This is a genomic window from Paenibacillus sp. FSL R5-0701 (genome assembly GCF_037973995.1).
GTDB lineage: Bacteria > Bacillota > Bacilli > Paenibacillales > Paenibacillaceae > Paenibacillus.
The window spans coordinates 6,081,884-6,104,043 of the sequence record NZ_CP150230.1 but is presented as its reverse complement, the minus strand read 5'-3'; the positions used below and the strand labels follow the sequence as shown (position 1 = coordinate 6,104,043).

At 49.0% G+C, this 22,160-nt stretch carries 5 protein-coding genes; all 5 read left to right on the top strand.

Annotated elements, in window-relative coordinates:
• Window positions 1–5: 5 nt before the first annotated feature.
• Complete coding sequence (locus MKZ13_RS26980) at window positions 6–7,712, top strand: SDR family NAD(P)-dependent oxidoreductase (RefSeq protein WP_339179598.1); 7,707 nt, start codon at window positions 6–8, stop codon at window positions 7,710–7,712.
• Between the two features lie 13 nt (window positions 7,713–7,725).
• Complete coding sequence (locus tag MKZ13_RS26975; RefSeq protein WP_339179595.1) at window positions 7,726–11,754, top strand: SDR family NAD(P)-dependent oxidoreductase; 4,029 nt, start codon at window positions 7,726–7,728, stop codon at window positions 11,752–11,754.
• 14 nt (window positions 11,755–11,768) lie between these two features.
• Window positions 11,769–20,876 carry an SDR family NAD(P)-dependent oxidoreductase gene (locus MKZ13_RS26970; protein WP_339179592.1) on the top strand — a complete coding sequence of 3,036 codons (9,108 nt, stop codon included), beginning with the start codon at window positions 11,769–11,771 and terminating at the stop codon, window positions 20,874–20,876.
• A gap of 47 nt (window positions 20,877–20,923) precedes the next feature.
• Window positions 20,924–21,769, top strand: a complete 846-nt coding sequence (locus MKZ13_RS26965; protein ID WP_221820648.1) for a 3-hydroxyacyl-CoA dehydrogenase NAD-binding domain-containing protein — start codon at window positions 20,924–20,926, stop codon at window positions 21,767–21,769.
• 83 nt (window positions 21,770–21,852) lie between these two features.
• A complete protein-coding gene (locus tag MKZ13_RS26960) occupies window positions 21,853–22,095 on the top strand; it encodes an acyl carrier protein (RefSeq protein WP_076212934.1) in 243 nt (80 codons plus the stop codon).
• The last annotated feature ends 65 nt before the right edge of the window (window positions 22,096–22,160 follow it).

The window sequence follows — 22,160 nt, the reverse complement described above, 5'->3', positions numbered from 1 at the left end:
ATACATTGGAACAGTTGCTTAAATACATTATTGAGAATACATCTGGTGGCAAAATCGACAAAAAAACGGCGATTGATATGATTACGCTGTTGAAACAGCAGAAAAAGAACACTCGTGCAGATATTGCCATTATCGGCATATCTGCGCATATGCCCATGGCTGATCATGTGGAGGAGTTCTGGAACAATATCGAGAACAAAGTGAATTCCATTGTGGAGTTCCCTGAAGCGAGACAAGAGGATGTGCTGAAATATGTACGTTTCAAACAGCAGGATGAAGATGGGCTGAGCTTTATTAAAGGTTCCTACCTGGATGAAGTGGACAAATTTGATTATCGCTACTTTAAGCTGACACCCAAAGAAGCAGCCCTGATGAGTCCTGACCAGAGAATTTTTCTCCAGACGGCATGGGAAGCGGTGGAAGATGCAGGTTATGGAGGCGCAAAGTTATCCGGTAGCAATACGGGATTGTATGTAGGGTATTACAGCAGCACCCGAGACAATTATGCCAATATTATCGCCGATGTAGAACCGGAATCCATCTCCATCTCGGTAACGGGCAATGTGACTGCGGTACTGGCGGGGAGAATATCCTATTTGCTGAATTTGAAAGGCCCCAGCATGGTGGTGGATACTGCATGTTCATCATCTCTTGTTGCTGTTCATATGGCCTGTCAGTCGATCCGAAGTGGTGAGTGTGATGCAGCCATAGCGGGTGGGGTGAAGGTGAATACGCTCCCTGTTTTTAATAAATATGAGCAATTTGGCATTGAGTCCTCCGACGGGGAGACGCGGACATTTGATGATGCCTCAGATGGGGCAGGTGTGGGTGAAGGTGTGGCCGCCATTCTTCTAAAACCGTTAAGTCGGGCCATTGAGGATGGGGATCATATCTACGCCGTCATTAAGGGAACTGCTGCCAATCAGGATGGAACCTCTATTGGGTTGACTGCACCGAATCCGCGTGCCCAATCCGAAGCGATCGTGAAGGCATGGGAAGAAGCGGGGATTGACCCTGAGACCATCCGTTATATTGAAGCCCATGGTACAGCGACGGAGCTAGGAGACCCGATTGAGATTAAAGGGATTACCAATGCTTTTGAACAGTTTACCACCAAAAAACAATTTTGCGCGATTGGCTCTGTGAAATCCAATATCGGTCATTTATATGAATGTGCAGGCGTAACAGGGCTGCTCAAAGCAGTGATGGCCTTGAAACATCAGAAGCTGCCGCCGTCTCTTCATTTTGCCAAACCCAACCGCAACATCCGGTTTGAGCAAACGCCAGTGTATGTGAATACACAACTCCGACCCTGGGAAGCGGAAGAGGGAGTCCCGCGCAGATGTGGTGTCAGTGCTTTTGGATTCAGCGGAACCAACTGTCATGTCGTGCTTGAGGAAGCTCCAGCCGTTACTGCTCAAGACCCAGGAGAGGATCAGGATTTAGGCAAGCAGCTGTTTGTATGTTCGGCTCAGACGGAAGAAGCGCTTATTCGATTGCTCCAGCGGTATGAGCGTTTCCTGAAGGAGAATCGTGAAGTTCCTGTTGCGAATGTCTGTTATACGGCAGCTACAGGTCGTGGGCATTATGAACATCGTCTGTCCCTGCTTGTGGAAGACACGGCTCAACTGATTCACCTGTTGGAACAACCGTGGACCCAATTGAAGACACAAGAGGGAGTCTATACCGGTGCTCCCGCTCCTAAGCCTACAGGAGCCGAGCGTATGGGATCGGAAGAACGTGAGCGCACCAGACGTCAATCGTCTCAGGCACAGGAACGGATCAAAGAACTTGCTTCCAGTCCTCTTGTATGGGATGAATCAGCACTTCGGGAGCTGGCTTTACTCTATGCGGAGGGTGCAACGATGGATTGGGGGCAGCTATATCAAAGAAGACAGGTACGGAAGTTGAGTTTACCTACGTATCCGTTTGAGCCCAGCAGATGCTGGATTGATATTCAAGACCCGACTGCTGTGTCGTTAAAGGACTATTTTCATACGGTGCGCTGGATAGAGGACGATGGGAATACGACTTTGCATACCTCGGTGCCTTCCTCTTCAGGCACAGTCATGATGATCGGTAATGGTACCGAATTGGAACAGGAACTGTCGGCAGAACTGGAGGGCGAATGCAAGCGGGTAGTCCATGTGAGACCGGGTAACCAGTTCCGGCAAATATCGGAGAATCAATACGAAGTCGGCGGAGCTGCTCCGGCGGCCTATACTGAGCTGTTAAACATGTTCACAGACGGTGAAATTACTGAAATCATCTATTTATCCATGATGGGCAATTCATTATATCCTGAAGATTTGGCAGCTATTGAAGCCAGACAACAGGAAGCTTTCTACTCACCGGTCTATCTGATTCAGGCGCTTATGAGCAAAGGCTTTGCTGAAGAAATTCATCTGAACCTGATTGCTGAGTACGCTGGACAAGTCACAGGAAGAGAAGAGAGGATTACCCCTCATAATGCACTCTTAATGGGACTTGGTAAAGTGATTCAGCAGGAATATGGACATATTCGGAGCAAGTTTATAGATGTGGATCAGTCCATATCTGCGAAGGATATCCTCAAGGAAAGACATATCAACGGTGAAGCTTATGCTGTTTCGTATCGTGAAGGCCAGCGTTATACGGAGACCTTTACAGAGATGGATCTTAATGAACATGAGAGCGTACCTTTCAAGGTGCGTCCAGGCGGTTTATATCTCGTGACAGGCGGTACAAGTGGTATTGGTCTGGAAGCAGCACGGTTTCTGGCTTCTTCGGAGCAAGTGAAGCTGGCGATTGTTGGTCGGACACTTCTTCCGGCAAAGGAGGAATGGGAAGACATATTGGAAGCAGGCCAAGATTCCCGCGGTCCCAAGATGCAAGGCATCCTTGAACTGGAAGCATTGGGCGCAACCGTTCATTATTATAATGCGGATCTTGCCGATGTTGCGGGCATGACGGAAGTGATTCAGGATATCACCCACCGCTACGGGGACATACATGGTGTTATTCATGGAGCAGGTATTCCCGGAGACGGATTTATATATCGCAAAAGCGATGAGGAATTCCAGACCATTCTTGGACCCAAGGTGAAGGGAACCTGGATTCTGGAGAAACTGACGCGAGATCAAGACATGGACTTTATGGTATTGTTCTCTTCCGGTATATCTGTGATCGGTGAAATTGGACAAGGGGATTATACGGCAGCCAATTGTTACTTGGATTCCTTCGCGGCATGGAGGACAGGGCAGGGTCGAAGAACACTCTCCATTGATTGGGTATCGTGGAAAGAGACCGGGATGTCCGTAGAATTTGGTATCAATGTGGATGGCATGTTTAAAACCATTCCTACAACGGATGGTATCGCAGCGATGGAAGCAGCCATGAGCAGACAACTCTCGCGAGTATTCATCGGTGCGATGAATTATGGAAGTAAACATCTCGCTGCACTTGGGCAGTTCCCGTTCCGTTTGTCGGATAAGTTGGAAGCTGGAGTGAAGCGGAGTAAGGAAATCGCTGACCAGGGAGCATCGAATCGTTCCAACCGGACCGTACCACAGGAGAAGCATACGGGGCCCGTAGATCTTTCAGGGAATGAAGGGGGACTCTATTCGGAAACCGAGCAGCAGGTAGCACGCATATACAGTGAGATTCTGGGTTATCAGGAGATCAATATCTATGATAATTTCTTCGATCTCGGGGGCAACTCCATTATGCTGATCCGTATGCATGAGAGGCTGAACGAGGAGTTTCCGGGTAAAGTGAAGATTGCTCATTTATTTGCACATACGTCTATCCATAAGCTGGCACTGCATGTGAACCAGGGTAACGGCACGGCTGTAAAAGCAAAAGCGGCTGCTCCTCTGGAGCAAAAGAAACCAATCGTTGAACAGGATGAGGCCATCGCCATTATTGGGATTGCTGCGGAAATGCCAATGGCTGATACGGCAGAGCAGTATTGGGACAACATCTTGAACGGTGTGGACTGTACAACGGATTTTCCAGAGGGACGCAAAAAAGACATGGATGCCTATCATCAATGGATGAATGCCAAGCTGGGTGCGGACAAAGAAGTGCAGTACCTTCAGGGTGCATTTCTGGATAATATTGATCAGTTTGATTATAAGTATTTCCGTTTGTCTCCGAAGGAGGCCGGATTAACGGACCCGATTCAGCGGTTATTCATGAAGACGTCATGGCATGCGGTAGAGGATGCAGGTTACGGAGGGCGCATCGAAGGAACAAATACAGGTGTCTATATGGGTTTTGCAAGTAGCCTGAACGATTCTTATCTCAAAATGATCTGTGATCTGGACCCCTATCAATATCCGATGTCCATTGTCGGGAACATCACAGCCATGATGCCGACTCGTATTGCCTATCCACTGGATCTCAAGGGGCCTACGATGGTGATTGACACGGCATGTTCTGCATCACTTGTCGCTACCCATCTGGCCTGCCGGGCCATTCGTAATGGTGATTGCGAGATGGCGATTGTCGCAGGTGCACGGATCAGCCTCAGTCCGTTGGATCATGATTATTTGAAAGTTGGCATTGAATCTTCGGATGGATTAACCAAGCCATTTGATCAAGAAGCAGATGGTTCGGGGCTTGGTGAAGGCGGAGCCGCCGTAGTATTGAAGTCACTAAGCAAGGCGATTGCGGATAAAGACAATATTTATGCGGTTATCAAAGGAAGTGCAATTAATCAGGATGGAGCTTCGATTGGCATTACGGCTCCGAATCCTGAAGCACAGACGGATGTCATTGTGAAGGCATGGCAGGATGCCGGTATTGATCCTTCGACCATTGGTTACGTGGAGACGCATGGTACAGCGACGAAGCTCGGCGATCCAATTGAAATGGATGGACTTACCACAGCGCTGCGCCGATATACAGACAAGCATCAGTTTGTTGCTATAGGCTCAGTCAAGTCCAATATAGGCCATTTGTTTGAAGCAGCTGGTGTGGGCAGTCTGGTTAAAGCGGCTATGGCCTTGAAGCATCGGGTATTACCTCCTACGCTTCATTTTGATAAGCCTAACTCATCCATTTCATTCCAGGATTCGCCGTTGTATGTCAACACGAAATCGAGACCATGGGACGGGAACGGGGAGCCGCTTCGCTGCGGAGTCAGTGCCTTTGGATTTAGCGGAACCAATTGCCATCTCGTACTGGAAGAGCCACCTGTGATCCAGGAACGGAAGATTACCAGAGATGTGGAGGTGTTCACGCTAAGTGCCAAGAGCCGCAAGTCATTACTTGCGCTGGTTGATAACTATATCCGTTTTATCTCAGAACGTCAGCAGGAACTTTCGCTCAAAAACATATGTTATACCGCGAATACGGGGCGCTGGCATCATGTATATCGGATTGCCTTTGGAGTGACGGACACATCCGATCTGCTCATGAAGTTGCGGCTACTCGCTACATCAGGTCTCGAATCCACAGGTGAGCATCAGCTCTATTATGGCGTGCATAAAGTAGTCACAGAGAAGATCGAAGGGAAAGACCACGAATTGACGGGGCAGGAGAAGTCCATCTTGAAGCAGGAGGGCAGAGATTGCCTATCCCGATACATGGAGTCTTCAGATCCGGGTTTATTATATGAATTATGCAGACTGTACACTACAGGCAGTGACGTGGATTGGAGCCTGATGTACAGGGAAGAGGAAATTCGTAAAATCAGTCTTCCATTGTATCCATACGATAATACACGCTGCTGGGTGGATCTTCCCGAGCAGTCTTCAGTGTATGCACAAGCGAGCACCAGATCGGTACCGGAAGCCTACGAGCTTGTATGGCAGCAGAAGGAGATAGCGAAAGAGGATTCCGATCAGCCGATCGAAGCGAGCCATGGTACTACACTGGTACTTCTGGATGGGTCCGATTATGCAGCTGAGATAGCAGCCCGTATGGAACAGTCGGGGATGCAGGTATATACCGTACTTCAGGCGGATGTTCTGCAATCTGACCCGGACAGTCGAAATCTGGAACAGGTGGAAGTCTATCAGCGTGTGCTGCAACAGGCGGGCCTAGACCAACTTTCCAGAGTGGTGTATCTAAACGGTGTGGGCAGTGATGAACATGCAGCAAGTGTATCTAGTGACATGGAATCATTAGAGTCTGTTCTAGATGAACGTGTATATGGGTTCTTCCGGTTTATTCGAGCGCTGTTGTCCAGTTCTCTGAGCCAGCCCATGGAGTTAGTTCTGGTATCCCGTGAGGTCAATTGCATTACCGGTACGGAGCGGATAAAGCCTCATCTGGCTTCTGCCTTTGGAATGGGCAGAGTGGTAGGCAAGGAGAACATACAGATTCATTGCCGTTGTATAGATATGGATGAGAACTCTTCTCTGGAGCAGTTGTTGCAAGAGATCGGTACAACATCTTCCTATTATGAGGTGGCCTATCGTAATGGAACACGGTATGTTCAGGAGTTCAGAGCATTGAATGAACCTGCACCTGCTGAAGATGCCTTTATTTTTGACAACGATGGTGTGTACATCATTACCGGTGGTACCGGTGGAATTGGCTTGGAAACGGCGCGATATCTGGCTTCCGACGCTCCAGTGAACCTAGCATTAATCAGCCGTACACCGATGCCTGCACGTGAGGAATGGGATGCCATTGTTGCAGAACAATCGAGATTCAAGGTGATTCATCAAATTACAGTTATTCGTGAACTGGAGAGCCGGGGACATCAGGTTAGTTGCCATGCTGCAGATGTGTCGGATCTGGATACCATGCGTGTAGTTCTGGATCAGCTTCGGGCAACGTTCGGGAAAATTAAAGGGGTTGTCCATGGCGCAGGGGTTGGAAGCTCGGAAATGATCACAAGCCGTTCACAGGCGGGATTCACCGAGGTATTCTCTCCCAAAGTACATGGTACTTGGGTATTGGATCAACTTACCGAACAGGATCATCTCGATTTTATGGTGCTATATTCATCGATCGCTTCGGTATTCAGCGCCCCGGGACAGGCGGATTACATTGCTGCCAATGCCTACCTAGATGCATATGCTGACTTCAGATCAATGATGGGCAAGCGCACGCTGACTGTGCAATGGTCTACCTGGAAGGAAACGGGTATGTCAGCAGAGCACGGGTTTGCTGTGGATACGTTGTTCAAAGCCATGCCTACGGAACAAGCGATGAATCAATTATCTCTTGTGATGCGGCAATCATCGGTTCGCCGAGTACTTATTGGTCAGATTCATTATGAGGGTCAATTGATATCGGCACTGGCCAAAAGTCCGTTTGATCTCTCTTCCGCTATTCGCGTTCAACTGGACCAACGGATGAAGCAAATGGCCAACAAGCGTCTCCGGGTATCCTCATCAGAGGAACGTGACGGAGAAGTGGTTTTGACAGGTAAATCAGACGCATCCTATACACCAACTGAAAAGGCACTCGCTTCCATCTGTCGAACGATGCTTGGTTTTCATGAGATTAATGTAGGGGACAGTTTCTTCGAGATGGGTGCTGATTCCATTGTGCTTATACAGGTTCAGACCCGGATTGATCAGCAGTTTCCTGGTTTGACCAAAGTCACGGATTTGTTTGCGAACTCCAATATTAGCAGATTGGCTCGGTTTATGGATGAGAAGGCTACTTCGAAGCCACAAGACATGGAGCAGGATCTGAAGCGTGTAATCGACCAGATGGAGAGTGGCGACGTTACGCTGCAGCAGGCTTTGAATAACCTGATTAACCTGTAAAGGAGGAACTGTGGTGGAGAGTGTATACAAGTTTGTCATGGAACATCTGCAAGACGGAAGCTTGGACAAAACAGTGGCCGTGCAGCTGCTCAAAAAACTCAAATCGGAGGAGGACGCCTATACTGCGTCCGGGTCAACCAATACTGCCAAAGATATTGCCATTGTGGGCATGGCTTTGAAATTGCCGCAAGCTGATTCTCCCGAAGAATTCTGGGACAATATCGTCAGTGGTACGGACAGCATTCGTTCCTTTCCGGCATCCAGAGTGCCGGACATTCATTCGTATCTGCAATATCTAGGTATGTCGCCAGACGAGATTCAATTCAACGAAAATGCCTATCTGGATGAGATTGATAAATTTGATTATGCCTATTTTAAAATGTCACCCAAAGAAGCCAGTCTGACGGACCCCAATCACAGGCTGTTTCTGGAAACGGCATGGAAAGCGATCGAGGACGCAGGGTATGGGGGAGGGAAACTGGTTGGCAGCCGCACGGGGGTATACCTAGGCCTTTCCAACAATATTCGGGATCTTTACTCACGTTTTATCTACGATGCGGAACCGGAATCCTTTGCGTACTCGCTTGTGGGTAATCTGGCTTCTGTAGCGGCTGGTCGGTTATCCTTCTTACTGGATTTAAAAGGGCCGAGCTTGGTAGTGGATACGTCTTGTTCATCCTCTCTGGTGGCCATTACACTGGCGTGTCAGGCGATCAAGGAAGGGCAATGCGATCAGGCGCTCGTTGGGGGAATCAAGATTAATCTGGTTCCGCTAAAGAGTGATCATATCAAAATTGGGATTGAGTCCACCGATTGGAGAACCAAAGCGTTTGATGACGATTCGGACGGATCGGGTATTGGTGAAGGCGCAGGGGTGGTGATGCTCAAACCATTGGATAAAGCGTTGGAAGACCGGGATCAGATCTACGCTGTTATCAAAGGGTATGGCGTAAACCAGGACGGTAAATCCATCAGTATCGCTGCCCCGAACCCGGAGGCACAGACGGAAGCGATTCTTCAAGCCTGGGCGGATGCGGGTATCGATCCCGAGACGGTCTCTTATATTGAGACTCATGGCAGTGGCACCATGCTGGGCGATCCGCTTGAGGTACAAGGGATTGAGCAGGCATTCCGGCGTCACACGGGTAAAAGTCAATTTTGCGGAATCGGCTCGGTCAAAACGAATATCGGTCACCTGTCAGAGGCGGCTGGTGTCGTGGGTTTGATCAAATCGGCCTTGTCACTGAAACATAAACAGATTCCTGCCTCCAAACATTTTCACAGACCGAATCGGGCCATCGATTTTGCGGCATCCCCGGTCTATGTGAATGCCCGGTTGCGGGAGTGGGATAACGCGGCCACGCCACGACGTAGCGGTGTTAGTGCATTTGGCATCAGTGGGACCAATTGTCACATTGTGCTGGAAGAAGCGCCGACCACTACGGTGAAAGAGCTGGAAATACGCGGAGAACATCTTCTAACCGTATCGGCCAAAACGCAGGCAGCGCTCCAGACGCTGATTACGGAATATACTTACGTTCTCTCTCAAGTTGAAACTCAGAATGTACCTTCTCTGTGTTATACCGCCAACACAGGGAGGGGGCACTACGCCTACCGTTTACTGGTCACCGGGCAGGATGCGGAAGAGCTCTTGCTTCGATTAAATGAAGCTGGACGAATGATCGGAGCCGATGAGAATTTAAGCAAAAGTAGTGGACCCAGTGGACATCGAAGTCCAGGGATATATTACGGTTATCACAAGGTTAGCAACGATCAAAATCGTACAGATTCACCAGCCACAGGTGGCGAAGATGGCCACAAGGGCCATCGGACTATGAGTCTGAATCCGGAACTGGCGAAGATGGGTAAGGGTCAGCAGGCTGTACAGGACATACTGGACCAGATTGGACTGCATTATGTACAAGGTGCAGAACTGAACTGGGAGCTTCTATACACAGGAGACGGACTGCGCAAAACAAGTCTGCCAACCTATCCATTTACCCGGACTCGCTGCTGGTTTGAAGTTCCCGAGGGCGCTCGTACTGCCGCTACCGCAAATTGCAGCAGTGCGGTCTCGGAAGAACCGACGCCAGCCCGATTCTATCGGATGAACTGGAGGAAAGCTGATCTAACAGAGCCAGAACCGATTCAGGGAACAGGTGCAGTTCTGATTTTGAAGGATGAGGGTAAACGGGGAAGCGCATTGATTGAACGCCTTAAGCAGTCAGGGCGCCAAGTAATTGAGGTGCGTTACGGAGAATCTTTCAAGCATGAACCTGACGGTTCGTTCACGGTGAATGGTTCGGAAAGCAACTTTGCTGAGCTATTTGCAGCGCTGGGGAATACATCCATAAGTGACATTGTACATCTCTTTGCGGTGCTGAGTTCTGCAGAAATTCATACACTTCAGGACTTGGAACATAGTCAGCAAAAGGGCGTATATAGCCTGTTTTATCTGATTCGTGCACTCATTGAACACGGAAGTGACAACGCACTGAATATGATGCTGGTCTCCGAACAGGTCTACGAAGTTACAACGGATGAGAGTCGACTTTCTCCTGAAGCGGCCTCGTTATACGGTTTGGGTAAAGTGCTCGCCTTGGAATATCCGCATATTACCTGTCGAAGCATTGATCTGGACGAAAGCGCAGGGGCAGATGAACTGCTTCAGGAAATGGGTTCCCAAGATCAGAGTTATACCTCTGCCTATCGTAGTGGGGTCCGTTATATCGAGGAATTGGGTGAGGTTCAAGCCGATGAGCTGACAGATTCTCCTGTCCATATTCAACAGGGTGGTGTGTATGTCATTACTGGAGGTACAGGCGGGATTGGTCAGGAAATGGCAAAATTTTTCGCTTCCCAAGCAGAGGTCAAACTTGTGTTAATTGGGCGTACCCCAGTGCCTGCAAGATCGGAATGGGAGACACTGCTTAATGACCCTGAGCTTGAATCCAAGACGGCTGCTCGTCTCCGCAATTTCCTGGAGATTGAACAACAGGGTTCAGAAGTATCCTGTTATGCAGCGGATGTATCGGATTATGAAGCGATGCAGGATGTACTGGCCGATGTCAGGGAAAAGCATGGGTCCATCACAGGAGTGATCCACGGTGCAGGTGTACCGGCGGTTGGATATTTGATCCGCAAAACGCAGGAAACGTTTGACGAAGTCCTTCATCCAAAAGTGCAGGGAGCCTGGATACTGGACCAACTGACCCGTCAGGATGAGCTTGATTTCCTGGTCTTTTTCTCTTCCGGTCTGTCGCTGTCAAGTGAGGTTGGACAAGGAGATTATTCAGCGGCCAATGCATATCTGGATGCTTTGTCTTACTCGCGCAGCAAAAGCGGCCTGAAGACCTTGTCTATTAACTGGTCTTCGTGGAAAGAAGCGGGCATGTCTGTGGATTATGGTTTTAATGTGGACGCCATTACAAAAGCCCTTCCGACCGAACAGGCAACGGCCGGATTTTTTGCAGCATTGAACAAAGAGGTGCCGCGTGTGTTGATCGGGGAATTTACATACCACCCACGGTTTGCCAAAGCACTGTTGACCAAATTTCCATTCCGATTCTCCGAAGAGATGACGAACAGACTGAAAGAAGCCGAGAAGTTGGAAGAGTCGCGTCAGGTGGCTCCTGCTGCAGCTAAACGAAACAAATCGGCGAATGCACATGTTGAACTCAAAGGAAAAGACGGCGAGGATTACAACAGCATCGAAAGGCAGATTGCAGGCATGTATAACGAAGTGCTTGGTTTTGAAGAGCTGGATATCCACGATAGCTTTTTTGATCTGGGCGGAGATTCTATTCTGTTAAATCGGTTATTCTCTCTGCTCGAAGAAGTCTATCCAGGCAAAATGAAACTAATCCATCTGTTTTCGTACACCAGTGTACATGCACTATCCCAATTTGTCATGACCAAGCTGGATATAAAACCGGCTGCTGAGCCAGCCCCACCGGTGGATGATTTTGAACAACTGTTTAAGGATATTGAAGCTGGTAACCTGAGCATTGACGATGCAGTCAAGAGCTTCGAGGATCGTTGAGGAAGGAGAACCCGATGAACCAAACAAGCCAGATGCTGAGAATCATTATTGAGAATGCAGCTGCGGGCAAGATTGATAAGCAAGTTGCCGCCCAACTGCTCAAAGGATTGAAATCGGAGGGGAAGCGAAGCGACTCTGAGGGAATCGCCATTGTTGGCATATCGGCCATGCTTCCGTCTGCGGATAATATCGGCGAGTTTTGGGACAACATCCGTGATCGCTGTGATTCCATTGCCAATTTTCCAGACTCTCGTCGTCAAAATATTGATGCGTACCTCCGATATGCGGGCTATGGAGAGGACATCAAATATAGTGATGGTTCCTATCTGAAAGACATCGATCAATTTGATTACAAATTATTTCGGATACCCCCACGGGACGCGGCACTAATGGATCCTTTTCAGAGGCTGTTCCTGCGAACGGCCTGGAGTGCTCTTGAGGATGCGGGATATGGTGGGAAAAGCCTGGCTGGCAGCCGGACAGGTGTGTACCTGGGATTTGCCAGCAATATTAAGGACAGCTACTTGCGAATGATCCAGGATATTGATATCCAGTTAACTTCGGATGCGGCCGTGGGCAATATTTCTGCCATGATGCCTGCACGAATCTCGTATCTTCTGGATCTGAAAGGCCCTTCGATGGTGGTGGACACCGCCTGTTCATCCTCATTGGTGGCCGTGCATCTTGCCTGCCAGTCCATTCGGAATGGTGACTGTGATATGGCACTTGCTGGTGGATTGCGTGTGAACCTGATGCCTCTGGATACGGAATATTACCGCGGGGGACTTGAAGCATCGGATGGACGGACCAGAGCCTTTGATCATTCATCGGATGGGGCTGGAATCAGTGAAGGGGTTGCTACCGTATTACTGAAACCGTTGAGTAAAGCGCTCAAGGACAAGGACCAGATCTATGCAGTCATCAAAGGCAGCGCCATTAATCAGGACGGAGCTTCCATTGGAATCACTGCTCCCAATCCGGAGGCCCAGGCTGATGTGATATCTAGAGCATGGGATCAGGCGGGAATTCACCCCGAGACCTTGTCCTACATTGAGACCCATGGAACGGGTACTAAACTGGGAGATCCGCTGGAACTTGAAGGCTTGGAGCTTGCTTTTCAGAAGTACACGGATAAGAAGCAGTTTTGTCCGATTGGTACTGTGAAATCGAATATGGGTCATCCCTATGAAGCGGCAGGTCTGGTCAGTCTGATCAAGGCGGCACTGGTTATCAAAAACCGTGAAATCCCGCCGTCACTTCATTTTGACAGGCCCAATGGACAGATCGATTTCAAGACATCGCCCGTGTATGTCAACACCAGGCTCCGCAAATGGGAAGGAAAAGAGTCTCCGATGCGCTGTGCGGTCAGTAGTTTTGGTTTTAGCGGAACGAACTGCCATCTGGTGCTGGAAGAAGCACCGGTTGCCACGGTTGCTGACGCTTCTTATGCGAAAATAGGTCTGGTCGTGTTGTCCGCCAAGTCTGAGCCAGCTCTGCGGGACCTTGTCACAACATATAGCCGTTTAATACAGGAAAAACCGCCCGCATGCCATCTGCAGGATCTGTGTTATACCGCGAGTGTTGGCAGAGGACACTATAACTTCAGATTGGCTATAGTGGCAGCGAATCTTGCGGATCTTGGACTGAAGCTGCAAGTGCTATCCTTGGCGGAAACGTGGAATGAACCTGAGTCATGGTTCAGTTATGGGGAGCACAAGATTGTACCTGCCAGCAAATCACAGCTGGAACCTGGTGACATGACAGCAGCGTCACGGAAGAAGCTCGATCGACGGGTACAGGAGATTACACAAGGCATTAACCTTTCCGAGTGGAATGATGAGGCAGGCGTATCCGAACTTGGTTCGTTATACGTCCAAGGGGCCGATGTGGATTGGGTGGAACTGTACAAAGGTACGGAGGTGCGTAGGGTCAGTCTACCTGTGTACCCTTTCGAATCTCATCGCTGCTGGATTGATCTCCCTGACGAATTGGTATCCAGACGTATCGACAGAGGCGCGGCAGTGTCTGAACAAGACACAGAAGAATTTCATTATACGATGCAATGGAGAACTGCTGAGTGGAAACGTACAGGTAGCGGGATCTCCGTTTTACCGGGAACGGTATTGTTGATGGAAGGCAGGTCCGGTGCAGCTGATTCTGTAGCCCATGTGCTTGCACGTACTGGAGTGAAGGTGATCCGGGCAGCCCTGGGCTCTGTTTATGCAGACTTGAGTGATAATCGATATACACTTGGTGATCAGGAGTCAGATTATGACCTTCTCTTTGCAAGCCTTCGGGGCAAGTCGGTGGATCACATCATTCATGTTGGCTGTTCTCTGGATACCGGGCAGTCGGGTATTCAAAGTCTGAATGAATTGCAGAACAGTCAGCGCCGAGGTGTGTACAGTGTGTATTATTTGGTACGTGCTCTGATGAGAAGTGACTTTGCCGAGATTGCTGGTATGACACTGATTGCAATGAATGCTCACCATATTACGGGAGATGAATACGCTCAGCGGCCAGAACATGCGCCATTCCTGAGCTTAAGCAAGGTGTTGAACCGTGAGCATCCGTCCATTTCTTTCCGCTCCTTTGACATAGATGCTGATACCCCTGCAGATGTCTGGATCGAGGAAGCACTGGGGACAGAAGATCAGGGGGACTATCTGATCGCGTATCGTGGTGGACAACGTTACGTTGAAGAATTTACGCGTGTGCAGGTTGCAGGGGATACCCCAATATCTGTACGCCCTCAGGGCGTGTACCTGATTACAGGTGGTGGCGGTGGTATTGGTCTGGAAACAGCGCGTTTCCTGGCTTCCAAAGCTCCCGTGCGTCTGGCTCTGATCAATCGCACCCCGATACCGGAGCGTGTACATTGGGATAACCTGATGAATCAGCCCGGTCAAGCCAAGCTTTGCCGTTTCATTACAGCTGTTACGGAGCTGGAGGCCGCAGGTTCGGAAGTCTCCTGGTACAGTGCGGATGTGGCTGACCGGGAAGCGATGGATCGGGTAATTCGGGATATGCGTACACGTTATGGTGCTATTCATGGAATCATTCATGGTGCGGGTGTTGGTGGAGATCAACTTCTGGTAGATCGAAGTGAAGAACGATTCAGCGAAGTGCTGGCATCCAAAATATATGGTACCTGGAATCTGGACGAACTGACTCACAGTGACGATCTGGATTTCTTTGTGATGTATTCTTCTGTAGCGACGATGTTCAGTGGCGTAACGCAAGCAGACTACGTGGCGGCTAATGCCTACCTGGATGCCTTCGCCGATGAACGTTCCTTGAGAGGAAAACGAACACTCACCGTGAACTGGACAACATGGAAAGAGACTGGCATGTCGGTGGATGCTGGTTTCACCGCAGATACCATCTTCAAAACAGTCCTTACAGCACAGGCGATAAGAGGTTTGGAACAAGCCATGAACTCCTCCATTCGCAGGGTGCTGATCGGGCAACTGAACTTCAGTGGCGGCGGCGTTCGTTTGCTGGATAAAATGCAGGTTCGATTGTCCACAGAACTCAGTGGCAAAGTGGCTGAATATCTGCAAAGTGCTGCTTCCAAAACGAGGTCGACCAAGAAGGCTGGAAGTACTTCAAGCGGTGAAGTGAAATTATCAGGCAAGATCGAGGGAGGATATACGGCTACTGAACGGCATGTTGCCAGCGTATGCAAAGAAGTTCTGGGATTTGACGAGATAGATATCTATGAGAACTTTTTCGAGCTTGGTGCTGATTCCATTCTGCTGTTGAAAATTCACGCGGGACTTTCCAAAAGATACCCTGGCGTTCTTGCCGTAACGGACTTGTTTGAATTTTCGACGATTCACAAGCTGGCTGAATATATATTCAAGGAACATGGTGAATCGGAAGAAGATACGGTTACTGTACTGGGCGACATGGATGCTTCTGCAACCAGTGAAGAACAGACATCACCGGAAAATGCGAAGCAAGCAGAGACGTGTCCTCAAGATCAGCAGCATACAGGGCAGACGGCTTCTGGGCCATTGTCCGGGGATTTAGCCATTGTAGGGATGGCTCTGAATGTGGCTTCCACAACCGATGTATTCGAATTCTGGGAGCATATTCAAGGCAAGGTGGATCATATCCGTCCTCTCCCGGAACGACGACAACAAGATCTGGACTGGTATTTGCAAAATACAAGGCTGGACCTCCCGGAACTGGATTCCAAAGCGGGAGCTTTTATAGAAGACATTGACTTATTCGATTATTCATTCTTTAAATTATCACCGAAAGAAGCGAGTCTGACAGATCCCAATCAGCGTCTCTTCCTGGAGACCGTGTGGAGGGCCATTGAGGACGCGGGTTACGGCGGCGGGAAACTGGCCGGTTCGGATACCGGGGTCTATTTGGGTTATTCAACAAACACGGTTGATATGTATTCACGATTTATATATGAGACGGATTTGGGCGCTCTGCCGGATGCCGTGGTGGGTAACACACCATCCATCATTCCTGCTCGCATATCGTATTTACTGAACTTGAAAGGGCCAAGCATGTTGGTGGATACGGCCTGTTCTTCATCCCTTACAGCGGTGCATATTGCTTCGCGTGCCCTGTTAAGCGGAGAGTGCAGCATGGCCGCAGTGGGTGGAATCAAAATCTCAACCATGCCGATCACCAAAAAGAACGAAAACATGCTCCAGGGTCTGGAGTCTGGTGACGGAAAGACCAGAGCATTTGATGATGACTCTGATGGTGCCGGGCTTGGTGAAGGCATCGGAGTAGTCATGCTAAAAAGACTGGAGGATGCGCTTAGGGATGGGGATCAGGTATACGCTGTTCTCAAAGGCACTGCCATGAATCAGGATGGCAGTTCAGCCGGCATTACGGCTCCCAATCCAGCGGCTCAACAGGAAGTCATTACGAAGGCCTGGAAACAGGCAGGTATTCATCCTGAAACGATCACGTACATGGAAACGCATGGCACAGGAACCGCACTGGGTGACCCAATTGAAATTAAAGGCATCCAAAATGCGTTCCGACAATTCACGGATCGACGTCAATTCTGTGCGGTCGGTTCTATTAAAACCAATCTGGGTCATACCTCTGAGGCAGCAGGTATGATCAGCCTGATCAAGGCGGCACTTGCTGTCAGGCATGGTGTGATTCCGCCGAATCTTCATTTTAACCGTCCAAACCGAAATATTGATTTTCATGCTTCGCCTGTATATGTGAATACACGATTACGACCGTGGAAGGTGAAGGACGGACCTCGTCGCTGCGGTGTCAGCGCATTTGGCATCAGTGGAACGAATTGTCATGTCATCCTGGAAGAACCACCAGTGATTAAACCTGTATCTGCACCAGCACGTCCTCATTTGCTGGTATTGTCTGCTCGATCCGAAGAGGCACTTCAGCGGCTGGTTGCTGAATATGTTCGTCTGCTGGACCGAAACGAGCGATATGAACTCGTAGATATGTGCAGTACAGCAAGCACAGGACGGGGGCATTACCCGTTCCGGTTATCACTTATGGTACGGGATACGGAAGGTTTGCTGAATACGCTGAGACAGCTGGAGAACAGATCATTCCAATCCATTGCACTGCCGGGAGTTGAGTTCGGTGAACATCGTACTGTTCCCAAGAGTAAGAAGGATAGGGCAGCTGGTGAAATGACCGAATCGGAAAAATTGGGTCTGAGCCAATTAATGCGTTCGGCCATTCAGAGCTTTGTACAGGATGGACGCGAGTCGGAGTATTTGTTAAAGCAGATTGCCCATCTGTATGTACAGGGAGCAGATGCGGACTGGGAAGAACTGTACGCAGGTGAACATGCTCGCAAAGTCAGCTTGCCCGCGTATCCGCTGGAACGGAAGCGCTGCTGGATCCATATTCCCGAACGTCCACAGCTGCGTGAGGTCTCTATAGAAGAGGCCGCGGCTCCACTGCATTATGCGGCTATGTGGAAAGAAATGAATCGAATATCAATGGATCAGCATGGAGGCAATACAGAGCCAGTTGTGATATTGATGGATAGAAGTGGTATTGCCTCATCCGTAGCCGGGAAACTGGAAGCGGAAGGGCGGCTCGTGATCAAGGTTTACCGCGGAGAGTCCTATACCAATCAAGCCAACGCCGAATTTACCATTCGATCATGTGAAGAAGATTATGAACGGTTCATTCGAGCGGTAGAGCCTTATAAAATCTCGCAGCTCCTTCATTTCTTTGCACTGGATCAGCATGCGGATGAAGGTACTGTGGGCGAATTGGAGGAGTCGCTTGATCGCGGCGTGTATAGTCTGTTTTATCTGTCCAAAGCGATGTCCAAGATTCATTTCAAACGACCAGTCGATCTGGTACTGGTGACATCTTGTACACAAAGCGTTACAGGCAGTGAGCCGTACATTCGTCCAGAGCATGCACCCATGGTTGGGCTTGGCAAGACTATCTGCCATGAGATGAATCAATTCCGCTGTCGAAGCATTGATATCGATGACGAGACACCACTAGATCAATGGTTGCAGGAAATTCGTGATCCTGACACGTTATATCTTGCCGCTTATCGTAAGGGGCGTCGATATGTCCAGGAGCTGGGTGAAATCCCAATTTCCTTGCTGCCCGACCAACCGATACACATGCGTGAAGGTGGCGTGTACCTCATCACTGGAGGGACAGGCGGGATTGGACTGGAGACGGCGAGTGCATTGTCTTTGGCGCCGGAGAAAATCAAACTTGTGTTGATGAATCGTTCACCGTTTCCAGAACGGGCAACATGGGAAGATGTGCTGTCCTCAGGTGAGGAAACCAAGTTAACTGCTCAGATTGGGCGGATCAAAGAGATGGAAGCTCGGGGCGCAGAAGTACATCTATACAGCGTAGATATTGCTGATCCTCTTCAGCTCGCATCGGTGCTAAGCAAGATCAGACAGCAGCACGGACCCGTGTCTGGTATCATTCACGGTGCTGGTGTGGCTGGAGAAGGTTTCCTGATGAACAAAGAACGTGAAGCCTTTGAACGTGTCATGCGGCCTAAAGTGCTGGGGACATGGAGTTTGGATCAACTGACACGTGCGGACCATCCGGACTTCTTTGTCATGTTCTCAACGGCTACAACGTTCTTTAGTGAACCTGGACAAGGAGACTATACTGCTGCCAATGCCTATATGGATTCGTTTGCGGCACATCGCAGGCAGGCAGGTCTGTCCACCCTTGCCGTGAACTGGACCGCGTGGAAAGAAACCGGCATGGCCCGGGATTTTCATGCCAATTCAGATGGGGGATTCAAGGCGATTACGACGGCCAGAGGTATACAGGGACTGCAAGAAGCCATGGGCAAGGATGTAACCCAGGTTCTGATCGGGGAACTTAACCGGGAGGGAATCTATCAGCATGTCTCTGATGACATGCCGCTCATGCTGTTCTCTTCTGACATTAGCGAAGCTATTGAAACCGGACGCAAGGGGAATGCCAGTCGTGCACAGGAAGAATCGGGCGACATGAAGTTGTTGGGCAGGACAGACGAAGATTATTCCATCATTGAGAGCGCCTTAGGTCGATTATGGAGTAAGTCACTTGGGGTCAATGAACTCAGTATTTATGATGATTTCTATGAGCTGGGTGGAGACTCCATCTTGGGTCTCAAGATCGCCAATGGTCTCACCAAAGAGTTGTCGATCCTGGTGAATACAGCAGAGATCCTGATGTATCCAACCATTGCGGAATCGGCTGCTTATCTGGAAGAGTCTTATGGTGTCTCCATCAGCGGAGATTCCGAGGGAGCACTGCCTGTGCTGACTCGTGTGGAGCCCCAACCGTATTACCCGGTTTCTTCTGCGCAGAAGAGATTCGTAGTTCTGGACCGGCTTGAGGGTCAAAATACCAATGCAAACATCCCAAGAGCCTCCATCATGGAGGGAGATTTTGAGCACGGGGCATTTGAACAGATCATTCGCAAGCTGATTCAACGTCATGAATCTTTCCGGACTTCCTTTGAATTTCTGGACGGAATTCCATATCAGAAGGTGTGGGACCAGGTCGACTTCAACGTCGGTTACTCGGAGTCCACTCGGGAACAACTCACCGAGAAGCTCCTTGGTTTCGTGAAACCTTTTGAGCTGGATCAGGCGCCTTTGTTCCGCTTTGAGGTGGTTAAGCTTGATGATCGTGTACACGCCGTATTTTTTGACATGCACCACATTATTACGGATGGCATGTCGATGGACATCATTATGCAGGAGATCATAGATCTGTATGAAGGGCGTGAGCTGAAACCACTCACCATCCAGTACAAAGATTATGCGGTGTGGCATAATGCCTTGCTCTCTTCCGGTGCTCTGCTCAAACAGGAAGAGTATTGGCTGAATCTGTATGAGGATTCTATCCCGCAGCTCAAATTGCCTACCGATTATCCTCGTCCTTTGGCTAATGAATTCGAAGGAGATCAGGTTGTATTTATCGGCAATGAAACATTGACTATGGATCTGGATCGCATGGCTGCCAAGACAGGAACAACCTTGTTTATGTTGCTGCTTGCAGCGTACAACGTGTTGCTTTCTAAATATGCAGATCAGGATGATATCGTTGTAGGCTCTCCCATTGCGGGCAGATCTCACGCCGATCTGGAGGATGTTGTTGGTGTGTTTATTAACATCATCACGATTCGTACCAAACCAAAATCCGGGAAAACATTCCTGGAACTGCTGGCTGAAGTTAGGGAAGCTGCCTTGAAATCTTACGAGAATCAACAGTTTCAGTTCGAGGATCTGGTGCGGAAGCTTAACCTGAACAGAGACAGACACCGCAATCCTTTATTTGATGCGATGTTTGCACTTCAGAATGTAGGTACAGTGGACGTTACAGTCGGCAAATTCACCACAACTCCGTATGAGTTTGGAGCTGCGGAAAGCCGTTATGACGTGTATCTCGAAATCATCGAGAAACATGACAAGCTGCGATTTAATCTGGAGTATCGGACCAAGCTCTTCAAACGGGAAACGGCGGAGAAGATGCTTCACGATTATGTAGCGCTGCTGCAACAGTTATTGCTTCATCCGGAACAGAAGCTTGGTGAGATTGAACTGGAAAGCAGCAAGCATATGCTGGTTTCTTACGATTCAGCCGCAGAAGATCTTGATTTTAATTTCTGATCAGGGAGAGCACGGCTTCTCCCCCACAAACAGGAGGAACAGGGACGATGAAGAAGATCGGGGTAATTGGAGCAGGGGTGATGGGCCGCGGTGTAGCCCAAAGTTTTGCACAGACAGGTCATGAAGTTGTCTTGGTGGACATCAAGGATGAAGTGCTGGAGATCGCCGGAGAAGAGATCTATAACAATATCCGAATGCTAAAGTTATTCAAGAAAGTAGAGGGACTGGAAGACCCGGAGATTATTATGGAGCGCATCCATATGACGACAGAACTGGAGATGCTTCGTGAAGCGGATATCATCGTTGAAAATGTGAATGAACAGTGGGACATCAAAAAGGAAGTGTACGGCCGGATCGATTCGATCTGTCATGAGGCATGCATATTTCTGGTGAACACTTCATGTATCTCGATTACCAAAATTGCGGCATTAACCAAACGGCCTGATCGGGTCATTGGTACCCATTTTATGAATCCGGTTCCCTTGAAATCAGCCGTTGAAGTGATTAAGGGGATGCATACCTCGGAACGTACCATTGAAGAAGTAACTGAACTATTGTCATCGATCGGTAAAGAGACGATTCTGGTTAACGACTATCCCGGATTTGTCTCAAACCGCATTTCCCATCTGTTTATGAATGAAGCTGCTTTTGTTCTTCAGGATCAGGTGGCTACAGCACGTGAGGTGGATGATATTTTTGTTAAATGTTACGGCCATACGATGGGACCTTTGGAGACTGCGGATTTAATTGGCTTGGATACCGTTGTGGATTCTCTTGATGTGCTGTATGAGAGCTACCAGGACCCAAAATTCCGTTGTTGTCCTTTACTGAGAAAGATGGTGCACGCCGGACAGACCGGAAGAAAATCAGGGGAAGGTTTCTATAGTTACTAATCAACGACATGAATAATTCATGGCATAAACAAGCTTTATTGCGTATTCAAAACCATTTTAATGAGGGAAAGGGAGTTATACACATGGAAGAAGTTAAAGGTAGAGTTCGCAAGTTTTTGGGTCGTTTTTTCAAAAAGCATGAGCTTCAGGACGACGAGGACATCTTTGCCCTTGGTTTTGTGAATTCGTTGTTTGCGATGCAGCTGGTTATGTTTCTGGAGAAGGAATTCTCCATTCGTGTCGACAATAAAGATCTGGATTTGCAGAACTTCAAGTCCATTAATGCCATCGTTGAGCTTATTGAGAGCAAGACGGTCAGTTCCTAAAAGCCGCCGATTCTCTCCCCAGTACAGTGTGAAAAATGTGCATTCATCCGGTCCCATTATAGGAG